Below are 20,090 nucleotides of genomic sequence, written 5' to 3'. Positions count from 1 at the left end.
CGAAGGCAGGAATCCAGCGACGTTGATGTTCAAGGATTGAAGACACTGGATCCCAGCCTGCGCCGGGATGACGAGCAACAGGTCAGTCCGCCAACCCGCGCAGCAACTCGTTGACGCTGGTCTTGCTGCGCGTGCGCTCGTCGACCTGCTTGACGATCACCGCACAGTACAGCGAATGCGACCCGTCCTTCGCCGGCAGCTGGCCGCTGACGACGACGCTGTAAGGCGGCACCGAGCCGTAGCTGACCTCGCCGGTGGCGCGGTTGTAGACGCGGGTGCTCTGGCCGAGGAACACGCCCATCCCGATCACGCTGTGGTGGCCGACCACGAAGCCTTCCACTACCTCCGAACGCGCGCCGATGAAGCAGTGGTCCTCGATGATCGTCGGCGAGGCCTGCAACGGCTCCAACACGCCGCCGATGCCGGCGCCGCCGGACAGATGGCAATGCGCGCCGATCTGCGCGCAGCTGCCGACGGTGGCCCAGGTATCGACCATCGTGCCCTCGCCCACGTGCGCGCCGATGTTGACGAAACTCGGCATCAGCACCACGTCCTTGCCGATGTGGCTACCCGCGCGCACCACCGCACCGGGCACCACGCGCGCGCCGAGCGCTCGGAACGCGGCTTCGTCGTAGCCTGCGAAACGCGACGGCACCTTGTCCCAGAACGGCGAAGGCGATGCATCGACCAGAGCCATGTCCTGGGTGCGGAAATACAGCAGCACCGCCTTCTTCAACCATTCGTTGACCCGCCAGCCGCCGTTTCCATCGGGCTCGGCGACGCGCAGCCAGCCCTGTTCCAGTCCGGCGATGGCGCGATCGACCGCGGGGCGCGTGGTCGCGGCGATCTCGTCGGGGGCCAGCTCCGCGCGGCGCTCCCATGCATCGTCCAGGACGGCGCGCAGCGCGTCGGCATCGACCACACCGGTGAGCTGGGAGGAATCGGGCTGGGTCATCGTGGATCTCCGTCGAGGGCAGCCAGCAGGGCGTCGCGCAGAGCGTCGCGCTGGGCGGGTTGCAGGGGATGGTCGTGTTCGTCGCTGACCAGGAACAAGTCTTCGGCGCGCTCGCCGAAGGTGGCGATGCGCGCGTCATGCACGCGCAGGCGTTGTTCGCGCAGCACGCGGGCGATGTCGGCGAGCAGGCCCGGGCGGTCGTTGCAGACCAGGCCGATGCGGGTGCCACCGGCGATCTCGGCGAAGTCGAGCTGCGGGGCGATGCGGAAATGGCGCAGGTGGCGCGGCTGGCTGCGCCGCGCCGGCTGCAGGCAGGACAGGTCGCCGGACAGCGCCTTGGCCAGTTGGGTCTCCACCTGCGTGGACACCGGCGCGATGCGCGTGTCCATCGGCTGCACGTGGAAGGTGTCGAAGATGGTGTCGTCGGGGCCATCGAGCACGCGCGCCTGCTGCACGCCCAGGCCCATCCGGTCCAGCGCGATCACCAGCGCGGCGAACAGGCCATCGCGATCGCGCATGTGCACGAAGATTTCCAGCCCGTCGCGGCCGGTCGGATAGCGCACCCCGACCATCGGCCGGTCGCGCGGCGCGGCGCGCATCACCCGCACCTGCCAGGCGATCTGGTCCGGCCGGCTGCGCAGGAAGTTGTCGCGCGGCATGCGAGCGAACACCTCCTCCATCGAGGCATCGTCGTCGCCGCTCGCCGACAGCAAGGCGCGCGCCGCGGCGCGGTTCTCGTCGACGCGCTGCTCGGCCGCGACCGGGTGCTCCAGCCCGCGGCGCAGGGCCAGCCTCGTGGCGGTGTGGAGGTCGGCCAGCAGGCGGTCCTTCCAGTCGTTCCACAGCTTGGGGCTGGTGCCGGCGATGTCGGCGCAGGTCAACAGGTACAGGTAATCCAGGCGCTGGCGGTCGGCGACCTCGCCGGCGAAACGGTGGATCACCTCGGGATCGGTGATGTCCTGCTTCTGCGCGGTCACCGACATCAGCAGGTGCTTGCGCACCAGCCATTCGACCAGCGCGATGTCGGCCTCGGACAGGGCGTGCGCCTGGCAGAACTCGCGCGCATCGACCGCGCCGAGTTCGGAATGATCGCCGCCGCGGCCCTTGCCGATGTCGTGGAACAGGCCGGCCAGCAACAGCAGTTCCGGCTTGCGCAGCGAGGGCCACACGCGATGCGCGATCGAGAAGCGCGGGTCGCCCTGCCCCGACGCGAACGCGGCCAGGTTCTTCAGCACCGCCAGGGTGTGCTGGTCGACGGTGTAGACATGGAACAGGTCGAACTGCATGCGCCCGGAGACCTGCGCGAACGCCGGGATCCAGCGCCCCAGCACGCCCAGACGGGCCATGCGCTCCAGCACCTTCACCGGTTGCGGGCCACGCAGCAGGGCCATGAAACGCGCGCGGACGGTCGATGCGACATCCGTGTAGGCAGGAATGGTGGGCAGCGCCTGCGCCAGTTCGCGCGCGGTCTGCGAATGCAACCCGCGCAAATCGATGTCCGCAGCCCATGTGGCGAACAGCGCGAACACGTTGGCAGGATCGCGCAGCAACCAGCCCGGCGTGCGCGTGGCCAGGTAACCGCGACGGCGCTCGAAGTCGGCGTCGATCGGCTCCGCCAGCGCGGTGCCGTCGAAGTGCTCCTCGAAGCGCTGCAGCAGGCGGTCGTTGATCCGGCGCACGATCGCGGCGCTGCGGTAGAAGCCCTGCATCATCTTCTCGACCGCGAGCGAGTCGCCGTCGTCCACATAGCCCAGCCGCGTGGCGAGCAGCTTCTGGTAGTCGAAGCGCAGGCGTTCCTCGCGGCGGCCGGCGACCAGGTGCAGGCCGTAGCGCAGGCGGCACAGCACGCGCCGCTCGCGCTCCAGCGCGACGGCTTCGTCCGGGCCCAGGTGGCCCAGCCCGACCAGCGCGTCGAGGTCGCGCACGCCGAAGCTGCGCAGGGCCAGCCAGCCCAGCATGTGCAGGTCGCGCAGGCCGCCCGGCCCGTCCTTGATGTTCGGCTCCAGGTTGTCCGAGGTATCGCCGAAGCGCGCGTGGCGCTGGCGCTGCTCGGCCACCTTGGCCTCCAGGAACGCACGCGGTGGCCAGGCGCGATCCGGCGCGATCGCCGCGCGCAAGGCCGCGGCTTCCTCTTCCCATGCGACCAGCGGGCGGGCCTCGATCAATGCGGTCAGCACGGTCTGGTCGGCAGCGGCCTCGGTGCATTCGGCGGCAGAGCGCACCGCCGGACTGGCTTGCAGTCCGCCATCCCAGAGCAGGGCGACGAAGCGTGCCAGCGCGGGTTGCGCGGCGCGCTGCACCTCCGGTTCGGCCAGCACCAGCAGGTCGACGTCGGATTGCGGGAACAGTTCGCCGCGCCCGTAGCCGCCCACCGCGAACAGCGCCAGCGCGTCGCCTTCGGGGATGCAGCGCTGCCAGGCGTCGCGGACCAGGGTATCGACCGCGCGGGTGCGCAGCGCGACCAGCTTGTCGGCCGGCTCATCGGCATCGAAGCGGCGCGCGAACCTGGCGTCGGACTGCGCCAGCCAGGCGCGAGCCGCAGCCGCCCACGCCGGGTCGGCATCGACCGCGGGCGGGATCGCGGCGGGATCGGGAAGCGTCGCCGCTGGCAGGTCGGCGGCGGGCGTGCTCACAGGTCGTTGTCGTCGCCGGGCAGGCGGGTCAGGATCTCGGCGCCGTCGGCGGTGACCGCCACGGTGTGTTCCCACTGCGCGGACAACTTGCGGTCCTTGGTGACCACGGTCCAGCCGTCCGGCAGCACGCGGGTGTGGCGCGTGCCTTCGTTGATCATCGGCTCGATGGTGAAGGTCATCCCTTCCTTCAGCACCACGCCCTCGCCCGGGCGGCCGTAGTGCAGCACCTGCGGGTCGTCGTGGTAGATCTTGCCTATGCCGTGGCCGCAGTACTCGCGGACCACGCTGAAGCGCTGGCTTTCCGCATATTGCTGGATCGCGTGGCCGACATCGCCCAGGGTGGCGCCCGGCCTGACCGCGCGGATGCCGCGGAACATCGCCTCGCGGGTGACATCGACCAGGCGCTGCGCCATCACCGAGGGGGTGCCGACGACGTACATCCGGCTGGTGTCGCCATGCCAGCCATCCTTGATCACGGTGACGTCGATGTTGACGATGTCGCCGTCCTTCAGGACCTTGGCCTCGCTGGGGATGCCGTGGCAGATCACGTTGTTGACCGAGGTGCAGACCGTCTTCGGGAACCCGCGGTAGCCGACATTGGCCGGGATCGCCTTCTGCACGTTGACGATGTGGTCGTGGCAGATCCGGTCGAGCTCCTCGGTGGTCACCCCGGGCTTCACGAACGGCGCGACGACCTGCAGCACTTCGGCGGCCAGGCGGCCGGCTTCGCGCATCTTCTCGAGGTCGGCAGCGGATTTCAGTTGGATGCTCATGGGCCGATTATCGCCCATCCGGCGCGGGTTTCGGCCCCGGACGGGCCTGCGGATTGCCTTGGCGGGGTTATCAGGCCATAATCCCGCGGCTTTTCCGCCGCCGCGACGGCGTACCGTCGAAACACGCTGCAAAGAATCACGCTTCAAGAAATCCACACCTGTCGACAACCCCTGCGCCGGGGTGCTCCGCAAGGAGTTCGGACGCAGTGACGACAGGGAGGCCCAACCCCGGGATCCCGCGCTCCATGCCAACCGGCATGCGGGGCAGCGCCATCATCCAACCGGCGCGGATCCCATCATTCGGAGTCATCGCAATGCCCCAGATCACCATGCGCCAGATGCTGGAAGCCGGCGTCCATTTCGGCCACCAGACCCGCTACTGGAACCCCAAGATGGCGCCGTACATCTTCGGTGCCCGCGGCAAGATCCACATCATCAACCTCGAGAAGACCGTCCCGCTGTTCAACGACGCGATGAACTTCATCAGCGGCGTGGCGCAGAAGCGCGGCACCATCCTGTTCATCGGCACCAAGCGCAGCGCGCGCGATCCGATCAAGGAAGAAGCCGAGCGTTGCGGCATGCCGTACATGACCCAGCGCTGGCTGGGCGGCACCCTGACCAATTTCGCCACGGTGAAGAAGTCGGTCAGCCGCCTGAAGGAACTGGAAGCCGCGGAAACCGACGGCACCTTCCAGAAGCTGGTCAAGCACGAAGTGATGGGCCTGCGCCGCGAGCGCGAGAAGCTGCAGGCCAGCCTGGGCGGCATCAAGGACATGAACCGCCTGCCGGACGCCCTGTTCGTCATCGACATCGGCCATGAAGACATCGCCATCAAGGAAGCCAAGAAGCTCGGCATCCCGGTGATCGCGGTGGTTGACTCGAACTACGACCCGGCCCTGGTCGACTACGCCATCCCGGGCAACGACGACGCGATCCGCGCCGTGCAGTTGTACGCGCGCGCCGCCGCCGACTCGGTACTGGAAGGCAAGGCCGCCACCCCGTCCGCCGCGACGATCCGCGAGGAAGACTTCGCCGCCGCGCCGGAAGGCGAGGACAAGAAGCCGGCCCGCCGCGCGCCGAAGCCGAAGGCCGAGTAACCGTCGCGTCACGCGGCCGCGCGACCATGCGCGGCCGCCCACGCGTAGGGGCGTCCCCCCGTGGACGCCCTTACCCGACGCCCCATTGGACATCCCCACGCCCGAACAGGGCATCCACGGGGGGATGCCCAAACAGGTATTCACGGGGGTATGCCCCCAATTTCGAGGTTCTAGCAATGGCTGAAATCACCGCTTCCCTGGTCAAGGAACTGCGCGAGCGCACCGGCGCCGGCATGATGGAGTGCAAGAAGGCGCTCAGCGAAACCAACGGCGACATCGACGCCGCCGCCGAGGCGCTGCGCAAGTCCGGCGCCGCCAAGGCCGACAAGAAAGCCAGCCGCGTCACCGCCGAAGGCCGCATCGCGGTGGCCCAGGCCGACGGCAAGGCCGTGCTGGTCGAGGTCAACTCCGAGACCGATTTCGTCGCCAAGGACGAGAACTTCGTCGCCTTCACCGACGCCGTTGCCCAGGCCGCCCTGGCCTCCGGCGCCACCGACGTGGACGCCCTGAAGGCCGCCACCCTGCCGTCCGGCGAAACCGTCGAGGACGCCCGCGCCGCCGCCATCGCCAAGCTCGGCGAGAACATCGTGGTCCGTCGCATCGCGTCGATCACCACCGGCAACAACGTCGCCGCGTACTCGCACGGCGGCAAGATCGGCGTGCTGGTCGAGGTCGCCGGTGGCGACGTCGAGTTCGCCCGCGGCATCGCCATGCACGTGGCCGCGATGAACCCGCCGTACAACAAGGCCGCCGACGTGCCGGCCGACTTCGTGGCGAAGGAAAAGGAAATCGAACTGGCCAAGATGTCCGACAAGGACAAGCAGAAGCCGGCCGAGATCCTGGAGAAAATCATCGGCGGCAAGATCGCCAAGATCGTCAACGAAGTCAGCCTGTACGGCCAGCCGTACGTGTTGAACACCGACCAGAGCGTCGAGCAGGCCGCCAAGGCCGCCGGCGCCGACGTGGTGGGCTTCACCCGCCTTGCCGTGGGCGAAGGCATCGAGAAGGTCGTCGAGGACTACGCCGCGGAAGTGGCGAAGGCCATGCAGGTCTGATCCGTTGCCGTTCCGGGTGAGCCTGTCGAACCGCTGACAGTCCAATCGCGAACATGGAAAAACCCGCCGGCGACGGCGGGTTTTTTGTTGCGTGATGCAAGGCTCAGGGCAAGGTGCGCAGGTTCGGCTCGCGTGCCCACTGGCGGGTCTTCGCCAGCTTGATGAAGCGGTCGACATCGCCGGAATCGACCACGCCCTGGTCCGGCGCGATGCCGGCGGCCGGCAGGATGTGCGTCCGCGTGCCGCCACAGGCGGCGATCGCCTTGAGATGGCCGAAGGCATCGCGGAACCAGTCGAGCGCGGCGGCCTCGGTGGCCAGTGTCTTCGCGGCGTCCGGGGTCAGCACGCAGGCGACTGCATCGAACAGCACCGATGGGGTGCCGGCGAGCTGACCGTCGGCCTTGCGCGGCTTGCCGCCCTTCAACGCGACGTACCGTTTGGGTGCGACCAGCTTGACCGTGGCACCGGCAGCCTCCGCCGCCTCGCGCAGCGTGGCGACCGCCTTTGCATCGCTGCCGTCCGCCACCAGGATGCCGACGCAGCGGCCTTCCAGGGTCTGCTTCATCTTCGGGATCAGGGTGATTGCCTTCGAGAGCGGCAGGTCAAGCGTCTCGGCAGCGGCCGGAGCGGCCAGCGGCAACGTGGCCATGCCCAGGCCATCGGCGACGCGCCTTGCCAGTTCCTCATCGATGTTGCGCAACTGCGCGATGGTGCGCTCACGCACCGGGTCGTCCTCCACCTTGGCCAGCTCGAACACGATCGCCGAAGCGATGTGCGCCTGTTCGATCGCTGTCTGGCTGCGCCAGAACATCCGCGGCTGGCTGTAATGGTCGGCGAACGATGCCGCGCGCGTGCGCCCCTTGCGGCCGTCGTCCGGCGCCGGTTCGGCGAAGCTGCGAAAGCCGTTTGGCGTCTCCCGGCCATTCGGCATCGACCCGTCCTTGTCCAGAGATGCCGGCTCGTAGGCCACGCGCCCCTTCGGCACCTGCATCTGCATGTGCGCGTCGCGCTGGTGATGGCCGAACGGACACTTCGGCGCGTTGATGGGGATCTGGGTGAAGTTGGGACCGCCGAGGCGCGAGAGCTGGGTGTCGAGGTAGGAGAACAGCCGACCCTGCAGCAGCGGGTCGTTGCTGAAGTCGATGCCGGGCACCATGTTCGCCGGGCAGAACGCGACTTGCTCGTTCTCGGCGAAGTGGTTGTTAGGATTGCGGTCCAGCACCATGCGCCCGACCACCTGCACCGGCACCAGCTCTTCCGGGATCAGCTTGGTCGCGTCGAGATGATCGAACGGGAACTGGTCCGCCTCTTCCTCGGTGAACAACTGCACCGCGAACTCCCACTCGGGGAAGGCGCCAGAGTCGATCGCCTCGAACAGGTCGCGGCGGTGGAAATCGTTGTCCGCACCCTGCAGCTTGACCGCCTCGTCCCAGACGAGGGACTGCAAGCCCAGCTTGGGCCGCCAGTGGAAGCGGACGAAGGTCGATTCGCCCTTCGCGTTGACCAGCCGGAAGCTGTGGATGCCGAAGCCCTCGATCATCCGCAGCGAGCGCGGGATGCCGCGATCGCTCATCGCCCACATCACCATGTGCAGGGTTTCCGGCGACAGCGAGACGAAATCCCAGAAGGTGTCGTGCGCACTCGCCGCCTGCGGGAAGCCGCGATCCGGTTCCATTTTCACTGCATGGATGAAATCCGGGAATTTCATCGCGTCCTGGATGGCGAAGATCGGCAGGTTGTTGCCGACCAGATCGAAGTTGCCTTCCTGGGTGTAGAACTTGACCGCGAAGCCGCGCACATCGCGTGGCGTATCCACGCTGCCGGCGCCGCCCGCCACAGTGGAGAATCGGCAGAACACCGGGATGCGGCCCTTCTCGGTCAGGAATTTCGCGGTGGTGTACTTCGACAGCGGCTTGGTGAGCTCGAAGTAGCCATGCGCCGCAGAGCCGCGCGCGTGCACGATCCGCTCGGGGATGCGCTCATGGTCGAAGTGGGTGATCTTCTCGCGGAGGATGAAGTCCTCCAGCAACGTCGGCCCGCGCGAATACGCGCGCAGCGAATTCTGGTTGTCGGAAACGGGTATGCCCTGCGCGGTGGTCAGCGCGCCAGTCTTCGCGGTGGCTTGCTGGCGGGTCTCGCCCCCAGTGGCGTCGGTGTTCCGACGCGCAGCGGATGTGCCGTTCGCGGGCTGCTTCTTCTTGGCCATGGGGTACTCCTTCAACGCCTCGGGGTGCGCGAACCGTAGTCCCCGCATTGTGAAGGGCGCATCACGTGTCGATCGACAGAATCCTTGTTTTGCAGGCGCGCGGACGACACCCATGGACCTCAAGAGCGGCTACCCCTTCTGGGCGGTGAAGAATGGCCTGATGCACGCATTCCCGCCGCTGCAGGCGGACCTGCGCTGCGATGTCGCGATCATCGGCGGCGGCATTACCGGGGCGCTCATCGCCGACGAGCTTTCAGCCCATGGCCACGACGTGGCGGTGCTCGACCAGCGCGACGTGGGCTGGGGCAGCACGTCGGCCAGTACCGCCCTGCTGCAGTACGAAATCGACACCCACATGGTCGACCTGGCGAAACAATATGGCGAGGACAATGCCGTGCTCGCCTATCAGGCATGCGCCGAGGCCATCGACTTGGTGACGGCAAAAGCGTCGGACGTCAGGGACGTCGATTTCGCGCGGATGCGCAGCCTGTACTACGCCCGCAAGCGTCGCCATCGCCGCGCCCTGGAGGACGAATTCGCGCTGCGCAAGCGCCACGGCTTCGACGTCGAATGGCTGGACGCCGCGCAGGTTGAACGGGACTACGGCTTCGATGCGCCCTGCGCCATCCTCAGCGCCAAGGCCGCGCGCGTGGATCCCTACCGGATGGCCTACCGGCTGCTGATGCGGCTGCAGAAACGCGGCGCCGCCGTGCACGACCGCACCCCGATTGCGCGGATCGAAGTCGACGATCGCGGCGCGACGCTGAGCACCACCGAAGGCGCGGTGATCAAGGCGAAGTACCTGGTGATGGCCGCCGGTTATGCCAGCCAGCAATTCCTGAAGAAGCGGGTGGCGAAGAACCGCAGCAGTTACGCCTTCATCACCGATCCCATCGACACCGAAACGCTCGGTGCGCTCAAGGACACGATGGTGTGGGAGTCCGCGCGCCCCTACCTGTACATGCGCACCACCGGCGACGGACGCCTGCTGGTCGGCGGCGACGATGACGACATCGACATCCCGGCGAAACGCGACGCGATGGTCGACCGCAAGGCGCGCAAGCTGGCCGACAAGGTCTCGAAGTTGTTTCCGCACGTCCCGATGCAGCCCGCCTTCGCCTGGGCCGGCACTTTCGCCGAGACCGATGACGGGCTGCCGTGGATCGGGGAGTCGCCGGAGCACGAGCGTCGCCTGCTGTTCGCGATGGCCTACGGCGGCAACGGCATCACCTATTCGATGCTCGGCGCGGGCCTGATCCGCGCCCTGGTGGAACGCCGCAAGCATGCCCTGCAGGACCTGTTCGGGTTCCAGCGCCAGGGCTGACGCCGCACGATCTGGCCACATCGCGCCGGACGTTCTGGATACGGGCTTCACGCCCGCCTGTGCAGGCTGTGCACCCGCTCCGCCAGACCCCGCCCCGATGACCGACCCCGCCACCTCGCCCTCGCCCCCGCCGCAGGCCTCCGGCCTTGCCCGCACCGCACAGATCGTGCGCTTCCTGGCCAAGTACCGCTCGGCGGGCGTGTTCTCCGGACTGGACGTCGAGGCCAGCACTGCCGATACCGACCTGGACATCGAGGACGGCCGGCCGGAGGAATTCGTCAGCGACCTGGAAGCGCTGGGTCCGACCTTCATCAAGATCGGACAGGCCCTGTCGACCCGGCCGGACATGGTCCCGGCGCCCTACCTGAAGGCGCTGGAGCGCATGCAGGACGACGTGGCGCCGCTGCCGTTCGCGGACATCAAGGCCGCAGTCGAGGAGGCGCTGGGCGTCAAGCTCAGCCAGGCGTTCTCGGAATTCGAGGACACCTCGCTCGGCGGGGCCTCGCTGGCGCAGGTGCACCGGGCGCGCCTGCGCGATGGGCGCCTGGTGGCGGTGAAAGTGCAACGCCCCGGGATCACAGACGGCATCCGTGACGACCTCGACGCGCTCGCCTCGCTGGCGGACAAGGCGGATCGCTGGACCGATGCCGGGCGCCGCATGCGCTTCTCCGGCTGGGTCCACGAATTCCGCAAGACCCTGCTGGCCGAACTGGACTACCGGGTGGAGGCGGAGAACCTGGAGCGCTTCAACCAGCACTTCGCGGGTTATCCGGAGCTGTTCGTGCCGCAGCCGGTGTGGGACTACACACGCGCCAAGGTGCTGACGATGGCGCTGGTGGACGGCGTCAAGGCCACCGACATCAGCGGCCTGCGGCGCACCGAGCAGGACCTGGGACCGCTCGCCTCCGCGGTGATGCGCGGCTACCTGGACCAGGTGTTCGTGCACGGCGAGATCCACGCCGACCCGCATCCCGGCAACCTGCTGGTGACCAACGACAACCGCATCGCGCTGCTCGACCTCGGCATGGTTGCGCACGTGCCGCCGCGCCGCCGCGAGCAATTGCTGAAACTGCTGTTCGCCGCGGTGGACGGTCGCGGCGAGGAAGTGGCGGCCGAAGCCATTGGCATGGGCACGCGGCTGGAGGACTTCGACGAGGAAACCTACATCCGCGAGGTCGGGCAGATGGTCGCCCGCTACGCGGCCAGCAGCGGTGGGCGGGCGCAATCCGAAGGCCGGCTGGTGCTGGACGTCACCCTGCTGGGCAGCGCGTGCGGCCTGCGCGCGCCGCCGGAGCTCAGCCTGCTGGGCAAGACCCTGCTCAACCTGGAGGCGGTCAGCCGCGCGCTGGATCCGGACATGGACGTGAAGTCGGTGGTCGAGGACCACCTCGAGCACGTGATGCGCGAACGCCTGAAGAAATCCTTCTCGCCGGCGCGGCTGGCGAGCGAGGCGATGGAGGTGCAGGCGCTGGTCCGCGACGCCCCGCGCAAGCTGTCGGACATCCTCGGCCTGCTCGCCGAGAACCGGCTGCAGGTGCGGATGACCGGCCTGGACGATTCGCAGCTGATGGAAAACGTGCAGAAGATCGCCAACCGGATCAGCACCGGGATCATCGTCGCCGCGCTGATCCTGGCCTCGGCGATGCTGATGCGGATGGAGGGCGGGCCGCGCCTGTTCGGCTACCCCGCGCTTGCCTTCGTGCTGTTCTCGATCGCCGCCGTGCTCGGCCTCGGGATCGTCGCCAGCGCCATGCTGCGCGACCGCAAGGCCAAGCCGAACGAAACGCACGGGCCGCGCTGAGTGGGCGATGGGCTAGAATTCCGCGGCTTTGTACCGTTCCGTCGTCCGCCCAGGAGCCCCGCATGTCGCAACTCGCCTATCGCCGCGTCCTGCTGAAACTCTCCGGCGAGGCCCTGATGGGCGACGAGGACTACGGCATCGACCCGAAGATCCTCAACCGCCTGGCCCGCGAAGTAATCGAGGCGCGCGATGCCGGCGCGGAAATCGCCCTGGTGATCGGCGGCGGCAACATCTTCCGCGGCGCGGGCCTGGCCGCCGGGGGCATGGACCGGGTGACCGGCGACCAGATGGGCATGCTGGCCACGGTCATCAATGCGCTGGCGATGCAGGACGCGCTGGAGAAGCTCGGCGCCAAGTGCCGGGTGATGAGCGCGCTCAAGATCAACGACGTGTGCGAGGACTATATCCGCCGCCGCGCGATGCGCCATCTGGAAAAGGGCCGGATCGCGATCTTCGCCGCCGGCACCGGCAATCCGTTCTTCACCACCGATTCCGGCGCGGCCCTGCGCGCGATCGAGATCGGCGCCGACCTGCTGCTGAAGGCGACCAAGGTCGATGGCGTCTACGACAAGGATCCGAACAAGCACGTCGACGCGGTGAAGCTGGACACCTTGCGCTACGAGGATGTCATCGCCCGCAACCTGCAGGTGATGGACACCGCCGCCTTCGCCCTGTGCCGCGACGCCGCGCTGCCATTGCGCATCTTCGACATGGCCCAGCCCGGCGTGCTGCTGCGGATCCTGCGCGGCGAGAAGATCGGCACCCTGGTCCACGCCTGACCACCGCCGCCAGGCGCTCGCCGGCACAGGCTCGCTTATAATCCCGCGGTTGCCACACGACCACGGAGCACCGCGATGCTGAACGAAATCAAGAAAGACGCCCAGGCGCGCATGGGCAAGAGCATCGAGTCGCTGCGCCATGCCCTGGTCAAGGTCCGCACCGGCCGCGCCAATGCCGGCCTGGTCGACAGCATCAAGGTCAGCTACTACGGCTCCGACATGCCGCTGGCGCAGGTCGCCAGCGTGGCGGTGACCGACGCCCGCTCGATCACCATCACGCCGTGGGAAAAGCAGATGGTCGGCCCGGTGGAGAAGGCGATCCTGGCCTCCGACCTGGGCCTGACCCCGAACACCGCGGGCACCGTGATCCGCCTCAACATCCCGGCGCTGACCGAGGAACGCCGCAAGGACCTGGCCAAGGTCGTGCATGGCGAAGGCGAGGACGCGAAGGTCGCGATCCGCAACATCCGCCGCGACGCCAACCACCAGGTCAAGGAACTGCTGAAGGACAAGCAGATCACCGAGGACGACGCGAGCCGCACCGAAACCGAGATCCAGAAGATCACCGACGGCGCGATCAAGGACGTGGACGAGGTGATCAAGGGCAAGGAAGCGGAACTGATGTCCGTCTGATCGGCCTGCTGCGCTTGGCCATGCGGCGTCATGGCGGTGCCCGGCGGCAGTCACGTACTGTCTGTACGCTCCTGCCGCCGGGCACCGCTCTTCCTTGCCTGGCCTGCGCTCGCGACGGCCGATTCGCATGAGCGGGGCAAACGGCACGGGCCCCGTCCCGCAGCATCTGGCCATCATCATGGATGGCAATGGCCGCTGGGCGCAGCAGCGCCACCGGCCGCGGATCATCGGCCATCGCGCCGGCGCGCGTGCGGTCAAGCGCAGCGTGGAGTTCTGCCTGGAGCACGCAGTCGGCGCACTGACCCTGTTCGCCTTCTCCAGCGAGAACTGGAACCGGCCCAGCGAGGAAGTCGGCGGCCTGATGAAACTGTTCCTGGGCGCGCTGGAGCGCGAGGTCGAGGAATTGCATCGCCTCGGTGCACGATTGCGCTTCATCGGCGAGCGCAGCCGCTTCGACGGACCGATCCTGGCGCGCATGCAGGCGGCGGAAGCGCTGACCGCCGGAAACAACCGCCTGCAACTGAACATCGCCGCCAGCTACGGCGGCCGCCAGGACATCGCCCAGGCCGCGCGGTCATTGGCCGAAGACGTCGCCGCCGGCCGCCTGCGGCCCGACCAGATCGACGAAGACGCGCTGTCCGCGCGCATGGCGCTGGCCGACCTGCCCGCCCCCGACCTGTTCATCCGCACCGGAGGGGAAGTGCGGATCAGCAACTTCCTGCTCTGGCAGCTGGCCTACACCGAGCTCTGGTTCACCGATACGTTGTGGCCGGACATGGATGCGGCCACACTGCAGCGCGCGCTGGATCACTATGCCGGCCGTGAACGCCGCTTCGGCCTGACCAGCGCCCAGGTCGCCGGCCACGCCACCGGGGGAATCGAGTGACCAAGACGCGCGTGCTGGCCGCACTGATCATGGCCCCGCTGGCCATCGGCGGCGTGCTGTTCCTGCCCACGCCGTGGCTGGTCGCGATCGCCGCACTGCTGTTCCTCCTCGCCCTCTGGGAATGGCTGCGCCTGGCCGATGTCGAGGACACCCTGGCCCGCACGATCCTGCTGGCCTGCAACCTGGCACTGATGGTCGCGCTGGTCTGGGGGTCGCGCTCCGCGCATGGCGGGTCGTTCGCGCTGTTCCAGCTGGTGATCGTGGTCGGCGTGGGCTGGTGGTTGCTCGCCCTGCTGTGGTTGAAGCACTACCACTTTGCCTCCGACCACGATTCGCACGCGCGCGCGTTCAAGCTGCTCGCCGGCACGCTGGCGGTGGTGCCGGCTTGGTGCGCACTGGGCGTGATCCACGCCAGCGAACCGAACGGCCATTACTGGCTGCTGCTGGCGCTGATGCTGGTCTGGGCGGCCGATACCGGCGCCTACTTCACCGGCCGCACCTTCGGCGGCAAATGGTTCGGCGGCCGCAAGCTGGCACCGCGGATCAGTCCGAACAAGACCATCGAAGGCCTGCTCGGCGGGATCGTGCTGGCGATGCTGGTCGCGATGGTCGGTGCCATGCTGATCGGCGTCGACAACGCGCACTTGCCGGCCGTCGCCGGCGTGGCCGCGGTGACCGTGGCATTCTCGGTGGTCGGCGACCTTTACGAGAGCCTGCTCAAGCGGCATGTGGACATCAAGGATTCCGGGCATCTGATCCCCGGCCACGGCGGCGTGCTCGACCGGGTGGACAGCGTGCTGGCGGCCCTGCCCGTGTTCGCCCTCGGCAAGGTCTGGTTCGGCTTCTGAGCGGGTTGAGCATGCAACGCGTCGCCATCCTCGGTGCCACCGGTTCCATCGGCGCCTCCGCACTGGACGTGATCGCGCGCCATCCGGATCGCATGCGTGCCAGCGTGCTCGCCGCCGGCACGCGCGTGGACGCGCTGCTGGCGCTGTGCCGCGTGCATCGTCCCGCGCATGCGGTGATCGCCGATGCAGGCGCCTACGCCGCCTTGCGCGATGGCCTGAGGGACGCGGGGCTGGAGACCGAAGCGCACGCCGGCGCCGAAGCCTTGGATTCGCTGGTCGCCGGCGATGCCTGCGACAGCGTGGTCGCGGCCATCGTGGGCGCGGCCGGCCTGTCATCGACGCTGGCGGCCGCACGTGCCGGCAAGCGCCTGCTGCTGGCAAACAAGGAATCACTGGTGCTGGCCGGCGAGCTGCTGATGCAGGCGGCGCAGGCGCATGGCGCGACCATCGTGCCGATCGACAGCGAGCACAACGCGATCTTCCAGTGCCTGGCCGGCAATCCCGGCGAGGTCCCGGCACGGATCACCCTGACCGCCTCCGGCGGGCCGTTCCGCGGCTGGACCCGCGATGCATTGGCCACGGTCACGCCGGCGCAGGCCGTTGCGCACCCGAAGTGGTCGATGGGCCCGAAGATCTCGGTCGATTCGGCGTCGCTGATGAACAAGGGCCTGGAAGTCATCGAGGCCCACCACCTGTTCGGCGTGCCCGGCGAGCGGATCCGCGTGCTGGTGCATCCGCAATCGCTGGTGCATTCGTTCGTGGACTTCGTCGACGGCAGCACGCTTGCCCAACTCGGCCTGCCGGACATGCGCACCGCGCTGGCGGTGGGCCTGGGCTGGCCACGGCGGATCGCCTCCGGCGTGCCCGCGCTCGACCTGCTGGCGGAAGGTGGCCGGCTGGATTTCGCCCCGCCGGACCTGGACGCCTTCCCGTGCCTCGCGCTCGCATTCCGCGCGTTGCAGGCCGGTGGCGCGGCGCCCGCGGTGTTGAACGCGGCCAACGAGGAAGCCGTTTCAGCCTTTCTTCAGGGGCGGATCGGTTTCCTGTCCATCCCCGACGTCGTTGCCCACGCCCTGGACGCCATGCCCGCGACGCCAGCCGATTCGATTGATGCGTTGCTGGCCGCCGACGCCTGGGCGCGTTCGCAGTCGTCCGCGCGCATTGCCCTCAAGGCGGCGTGAGTCCGTGCGGATGAACATCGGCCAATGAGCACCTTCCTCGGATCCCTGTGGTGGATGCTGGTCGCGCTGGGCGTGCTGGTGACCTTCCACGAGTTCGGCCATTTCTGGGTCGCGCGCCGTTGCGGGGTCAAGGTCCTGCGCTTCTCGATCGGTTTCGGCCGGCCGCTGTGGACGCGCCTCGGCAAGGACGGCACCGAATACGTGGTCGCCGCGCTGCCGCTGGGCGGCTACGTGCGCATGCTCGACGAGCGCGAGGACCACGTCGCGGCCCACCAGCTCGACCAGGCGTTCAACCGCAAGCCGGTGCTGCAGCGGATGGCCATCGTTGCCGCGGGCCCTGCCGCCAACCTGCTGCTCGCCTTCGCCCTGCTGTGGGCGATGCTGGTGATCGGCCGCCCGGACTACGCCCCGGTGATCGGCAAGGCGACCGGGATCGCCGCAGAAGCCGGCCTGCGCAGCGGCGACCGCATCCTCGCCGTCGGCGAGCGGGAAACGCCGACCTGGAGCGAAGCCGGGATGGCACTGACCGTGGCCGTGCTCGACCGCCAGCCGGTCGCACTGCGGGTACAACGCGGCGATGGCAGCACATCGACCCGCACGCTGGCACTCGACCGGGTGCCTGCGACGATCGACGAGCTCCGCGCGATCGAGGCAACCGGCCTGGTCGCCAGGCACCAGCTGCGGCCCGCGCTGGTCGGCAGCATCAATCCCGGCAGTGCGGCCTGGGGGGTGCTGGCGGAAGGTGACCGTATTACCGCGGTCGATGCCACACGGATCGCCGGCTTCGACGACATCGCGCCCGCAGTCGCGGCACTGGCCGCGCGCGGCGGCCCGGGCATGGTCGAGATCGAACGCGATGGCGAGCGCCTTGCCCTCGAAATGACCCCGGCCTCGATCACCTACCCCGACGGCAGCCGCCGGCCGGGGTTGGGGATCACCAATGCGGCGACATCCGCACCGGCGACCGATGCGGTCCTGCGCATCGGCCCGATCGCCGCGGTCCCGGCCGCCGTGCGCGAAACCGGCTTCCAGATCCGGCAACTGGTCGAGATGGTGGGACGCGCCTTCAGCGGCAAGGTGTCCGTGCAGAACACCGTGGCCGGCCCGCTGACGATTGCCCAGGCCGCCAATGACTTCGCCAGCCGCGGCACCGCCTGGTTCTTGAACTTCCTGGCCCTGTTGTCGGTCAGCCTTGCCCTGATCAACCTGCTGCCGATCCCCGTCTTGGACGGTGGTCACCTGCTGTATTACCTTATCGAGTTGGTCACCGGCCGCCCCTTGGGCGAGCGCGCCATGGCCGCCGGCCAGTACCTCGGACTCGCGTTGATCGCGGGCCTGATGGGACTGGCGTTCTACAATGACATCCTGCACCTGGTGTCGTGACGCCCTGCTTCCACATCCTTGCCCGCGCCATCGGCGCGGTGCAGCCCCCCGCAAACGGATCCTCCGAATGACCCGACCCACGTCCCGCCGCCTGCTTGCCCTTGCCCTCGCCACGGCGCTCTCGATGCCGGCCTGGGCACAGACGGCGTTCGCACCGTTCACGGTCAGCGACATCCGCATCGACGGCCTGCAGCGCATCGGTGCAGGCACCGTGTTCACCTACCTGCCGGTCGAGCGCGGCGACACCCTCGACCAGGCGAAGTCGGCCGAGGCACTGCGCGCGTTGTACAAGACCGGCTTCTTCGAGGACGTGAGCCTGGACCACCAGGGCAGCATCCTGGTGATCACCGTGGTCGAGCGCCCGGCGATCAACAAGCTCACCCTGGTCGGCAACAAGGACCTGAAGACCGAGGACCTGCTCAAGGGCCTGAAGGACATCGGCCTGGCCGAGGGCGAGACCTTCAACCAGCTCAACCTCGACCGGGTGACGCAGGAACTGAACCGCCAGTACAACAACCGCGGCAAGTACAGCGTCGCGATCAGCCCGAACGTGGAACGGCTGGATCGCAACCGCGTGAACCTGACTTTGAACATCAAGGAAGGCAAGGCGGCCAAGATCCGCCACATCAACCTGATCGGCAACGAAGCCTTCAGCGAAGAAGACATCACCAAGAACTGGGAGTCGCACACCAGCAACTGGCTGTCCTGGTACAAGCGCGATGACCAGTACTCCCGCGAGAAGCTCTCCGGCGACATCGAGAAGCTCAATGCCTGGTACCTGGACCGCGGCTACGTGGACTTCAGCCTGGATTCGACCCAGGTGGCGATCAGCGGCGACCGCAAGGACATGTACCTGACCGCCGGCCTGACCGAAGGCGAGATCTACACCATCTCCACGGTCAGCGTGTCCGGCGAGACCGTGCTGCCGAAGGAAGAGATCGAGGCCATCGTCGCCTTCATCCGCCCCGGCAGCACGTTCTCCCGCGGCCTGCTCGAAATGGCGACGGACGCCATCTCGGCGCGCCTGTCGAACATCGGCTATGCGTTCGCGCGGATCAATCCGGCGCCGCAGATCGACCGCGAGAAGCGCACGGTCGGCATCGACTTCCAGGTGCAGCCGGGGCCGCGCGTCAACGTGCGCCGGATCGTGTTCAAGGGCAATACACGCACCGCAGACCAGGTCCTGCGCCGCGAGATGCGCCAGTTCGAGGGCAGCTGGTATTCGCAGGCGGCGATCGACCGCGGCAAGGTCCGCCTGGATCGCCTCGGCTACTTCGAGGAAGTGAACGTCGAGAACGAGCCGGTGGCCGGTTCCGACGACCTGGTCGACGTGGTCTACACGGTCAAGGAAACCACCTCCGGCAGCATCGCCGCGGGCGTCGGCTATTCGCAGCTGTCGGGCGTGAACCTGTCGCTGCAACTGTCCGAGAACAACTTCCTGGGCACCGGCAACCGGGTCTCGATGTCGGTCACGCGCAGCGCGTACCAGAAGCGCTACGACTTCTCCTTCATGAACCCGTACTTCACCCAGGAAGGCCTGTCGCTGGGCTACAACCTGTGGTGGCGCGAGTTCGACTACTCCAGCTTCAACGTCGCGTCCTACTCGACCAACAGCGGCGCCGCGCAGGTGTTCCTGGGCCTGCCGCTGAGCGAGAGCGACTCGGTCTCGCTGATGTTCGGCATCGACTCAAACGAGATCCTGGCGTTCCCGGGCTCCACGCCGCCGCCGCTGGTCGACTACGTCAGCGCGGTGGGCAACCAGACCTTCCATTCCTGGCGCGCGCAGTTCGGCTGGGGCCGCGACACCCGCAACAACTACTTCACCCCGGTGGTCGGCACCACCCAGAACCTGTCGGCGGAAATCGCATTGCCGGGCTCGACCGTGGAGTACTTCAAGCTCTCCTACGACTTCGCCAAGTACTGGCCGCTGAGCCAGGCACTGGTGTTGAAGACCGGCATGAACCTCGGCTACGGCGATTCCTACGGCAAGGACTTCACCCGCAACCTGTGCTTCACGCCAGGCACCTGGGTGGACGGTCCCGACGCGGACACCCTCCCGGACACCTTCGTGCCCGGGCCGCCGCCCACTGACCCCTGCCTGACCACCTCCCCGGACTACGACAAGACGGTGACCGCGAGCGGCCTGCCGTTCTTCGAGAACTTCTACGCCGGCGGCATTTCCTCCAGCGGCAAGGTGCGCGGCTTCGTCGACAACACGCTGGGGCCCTTCTATCAGACAGCCTCGGGCTTCCGCCAGCCATTGGGCGGCTCGTTCCTGGTCGCGGGTTCGGTCGAGGCGATCTTCCCGAAGCTGTTCGACAGCCCGGCCGCGCGCGTCTCGGCGTTCCTGGATTTCGGCAACGTCTACAACAGCTTCGACAATTTCGACGCCGGCGAGCTGCGGGTTTCCACCGGCATCGCCCTGCTCTGGCGTTCGCCGATGGGTCCGTTGTCGATCAGCTATGCATTCCCGCTGCGCAAGCAGGACACCGACCAGGTCGAGCGCCTGCAGTTCAGCTTCGGCGGACAGCTCTGA

Annotated in this window: 15 protein-coding genes; 11 read left to right on the top strand and 4 right to left on the bottom strand. The window is 68.0% G+C overall.

Features of this window, described 5'->3' with window-relative positions; genetic code table 11:
* Positions 1-82 precede the first annotated feature (82 nt).
* From dapD to map, 3 genes are read right to left on the bottom strand one after another with little or no spacing between them, the layout of a single operon-like run.
* Positions 83-955 (bottom strand): 2,3,4,5-tetrahydropyridine-2,6-dicarboxylate N-succinyltransferase, encoded by an 873-nt coding sequence (gene dapD, locus ACE3T8_RS05795; RefSeq protein WP_374607563.1) that lies wholly within the window; start codon positions 953-955, stop codon positions 83-85.
* On the bottom strand, positions 952-3,588 hold the full coding sequence (gene glnD, locus ACE3T8_RS05790) for a [protein-PII] uridylyltransferase (RefSeq protein ID WP_374607561.1): 2,637 nt from the start codon (positions 3,586-3,588) through the stop codon (positions 952-954). Before glnD ends, dapD begins: the two co-directional genes overlap by 4 nt.
* Positions 3,585-4,361 (bottom strand): type I methionyl aminopeptidase, encoded by a 777-nt coding sequence (gene map, locus ACE3T8_RS05785; RefSeq protein WP_374607559.1) that lies wholly within the window; start codon positions 4,359-4,361, stop codon positions 3,585-3,587. Before map ends, glnD begins: the two co-directional genes overlap by 4 nt.
* A 314-nt stretch (positions 4,362-4,675) precedes the next feature.
* Here map and rpsB point away from each other — a divergent pair, with 314 nt between their 5' ends.
* Entirely contained in the window at positions 4,676-5,458 is a 783-nt protein-coding gene (gene rpsB / locus ACE3T8_RS05780; RefSeq protein ID WP_374607557.1) for a 30S ribosomal protein S2, read from the top strand.
* 176 nt (positions 5,459-5,634) lie between these two features.
* Positions 5,635-6,513, top strand: a complete 879-nt coding sequence (gene tsf, locus ACE3T8_RS05775) for a translation elongation factor Ts (RefSeq protein WP_374607556.1) — start codon at positions 5,635-5,637, stop codon at positions 6,511-6,513.
* A gap of 103 nt (positions 6,514-6,616) precedes the next feature.
* Here tsf and ACE3T8_RS05770 read toward each other — a convergent pair whose 3' ends face one another.
* Positions 6,617-8,734, bottom strand: a complete 2,118-nt coding sequence (locus ACE3T8_RS05770) for a catalase (protein WP_374607554.1) — start codon at positions 8,732-8,734, stop codon at positions 6,617-6,619.
* Positions 8,735-8,831: 97 nt separating this feature from the next.
* Here ACE3T8_RS05770 and ACE3T8_RS05765 point away from each other — a divergent pair, with 97 nt between their 5' ends.
* The 9 genes from ACE3T8_RS05765 to bamA all read left to right on the top strand — a co-directional run bounded on the left by ACE3T8_RS05765 (position 8,832) and on the right by bamA (position 20,090).
* Entirely contained in the window at positions 8,832-10,043 is a 1,212-nt protein-coding gene (locus tag ACE3T8_RS05765) for an NAD(P)/FAD-dependent oxidoreductase (protein ID WP_374607552.1), read from the top strand.
* Between the two features lie 97 nt (positions 10,044-10,140).
* Positions 10,141-11,844, top strand: coding sequence for an ABC1 kinase family protein (locus ACE3T8_RS05760; RefSeq protein ID WP_374607550.1), 1,704 nt, complete (start codon positions 10,141-10,143; stop codon positions 11,842-11,844).
* A gap of 62 nt (positions 11,845-11,906) precedes the next feature.
* On the top strand, positions 11,907-12,623 hold the full coding sequence (pyrH, locus tag ACE3T8_RS05755) for a UMP kinase (RefSeq protein ID WP_374607549.1): 717 nt from the start codon (positions 11,907-11,909) through the stop codon (positions 12,621-12,623).
* A gap of 75 nt (positions 12,624-12,698) precedes the next feature.
* A complete protein-coding gene (frr, locus tag ACE3T8_RS05750) occupies positions 12,699-13,256 on the top strand; it encodes a ribosome recycling factor (RefSeq protein ID WP_374607547.1) in 558 nt (185 codons plus the stop codon).
* A 127-nt stretch (positions 13,257-13,383) separates the two neighbouring features.
* Positions 13,384-14,142 carry a polyprenyl diphosphate synthase gene (gene uppS, locus ACE3T8_RS05745; RefSeq protein WP_374607545.1) on the top strand — a complete coding sequence of 253 codons (759 nt, stop codon included), beginning with the start codon at positions 13,384-13,386 and terminating at the stop codon, positions 14,140-14,142.
* Positions 14,139-14,990, top strand: coding sequence for a phosphatidate cytidylyltransferase (locus ACE3T8_RS05740; RefSeq protein ID WP_374607544.1), 852 nt, complete (start codon positions 14,139-14,141; stop codon positions 14,988-14,990). The genes uppS and ACE3T8_RS05740 overlap by 4 nt, the downstream gene beginning before the upstream one ends.
* A complete protein-coding gene (gene dxr, locus ACE3T8_RS05735) occupies positions 14,987-16,171 on the top strand; it encodes a 1-deoxy-D-xylulose-5-phosphate reductoisomerase (RefSeq protein WP_374607706.1) in 1,185 nt (394 codons plus the stop codon). Before ACE3T8_RS05740 ends, dxr begins: the two co-directional genes overlap by 4 nt.
* Before the next feature lie 24 nt (positions 16,172-16,195).
* Complete coding sequence (rseP, locus tag ACE3T8_RS05730) at positions 16,196-17,554, top strand: RIP metalloprotease RseP (RefSeq protein WP_374607543.1); 1,359 nt, start codon at positions 16,196-16,198, stop codon at positions 17,552-17,554.
* Positions 17,555-17,621: 67 nt separating this feature from the next.
* Positions 17,622-20,090, top strand: a complete 2,469-nt coding sequence (bamA, locus tag ACE3T8_RS05725) for an outer membrane protein assembly factor BamA (RefSeq protein ID WP_374607541.1) — start codon at positions 17,622-17,624, stop codon at positions 20,088-20,090.

Origin of the sequence: Thermomonas sp., assembly GCF_041919455.1 — a bacterium.
Taxonomy (GTDB): Bacteria; Pseudomonadota; Gammaproteobacteria; order Xanthomonadales; family Xanthomonadaceae; genus Thermomonas.
The sequence above is the reverse complement of the archived record's forward strand: the minus strand, read 5'-3'. Positions and strand labels throughout refer to the sequence as shown.

What these genes read in the sequence shown, in the direction of transcription:
- dapD (WP_374607563.1), bottom strand. Translation starts at nt 955, where the DNA reads ATGACCCAGCCCGATTCCTCCCAGCTCACCGGTGTGGTCGATGCCGAC.
- map (WP_374607559.1), bottom strand. Translation starts at nt 4,361, where the DNA reads ATGAGCATCCAACTGAAATCCGCTGCCGACCTCGAGAAGATGCGCGAA.
- rpsB (WP_374607557.1), top strand. Translation starts at nt 4,676, where the DNA reads ATGCCCCAGATCACCATGCGCCAGATGCTGGAAGCCGGCGTCCATTTC.
- tsf (WP_374607556.1), top strand. Translation starts at nt 5,635, where the DNA reads ATGGCTGAAATCACCGCTTCCCTGGTCAAGGAACTGCGCGAGCGCACC.
- ACE3T8_RS05765 (WP_374607552.1), top strand. Translation starts at nt 8,832, where the DNA reads ATGGACCTCAAGAGCGGCTACCCCTTCTGGGCGGTGAAGAATGGCCTG.
- ACE3T8_RS05760 (WP_374607550.1), top strand. Translation starts at nt 10,141, where the DNA reads ATGACCGACCCCGCCACCTCGCCCTCGCCCCCGCCGCAGGCCTCCGGC.
- pyrH (WP_374607549.1), top strand. Translation starts at nt 11,907, where the DNA reads ATGTCGCAACTCGCCTATCGCCGCGTCCTGCTGAAACTCTCCGGCGAG.
- frr (WP_374607547.1), top strand. Translation starts at nt 12,699, where the DNA reads ATGCTGAACGAAATCAAGAAAGACGCCCAGGCGCGCATGGGCAAGAGC.
- uppS (WP_374607545.1), top strand. Translation starts at nt 13,384, where the DNA reads ATGAGCGGGGCAAACGGCACGGGCCCCGTCCCGCAGCATCTGGCCATC.
- rseP (WP_374607543.1), top strand. Translation starts at nt 16,196, where the DNA reads ATGAGCACCTTCCTCGGATCCCTGTGGTGGATGCTGGTCGCGCTGGGC.
- bamA (WP_374607541.1), top strand. Translation starts at nt 17,622, where the DNA reads ATGACCCGACCCACGTCCCGCCGCCTGCTTGCCCTTGCCCTCGCCACG.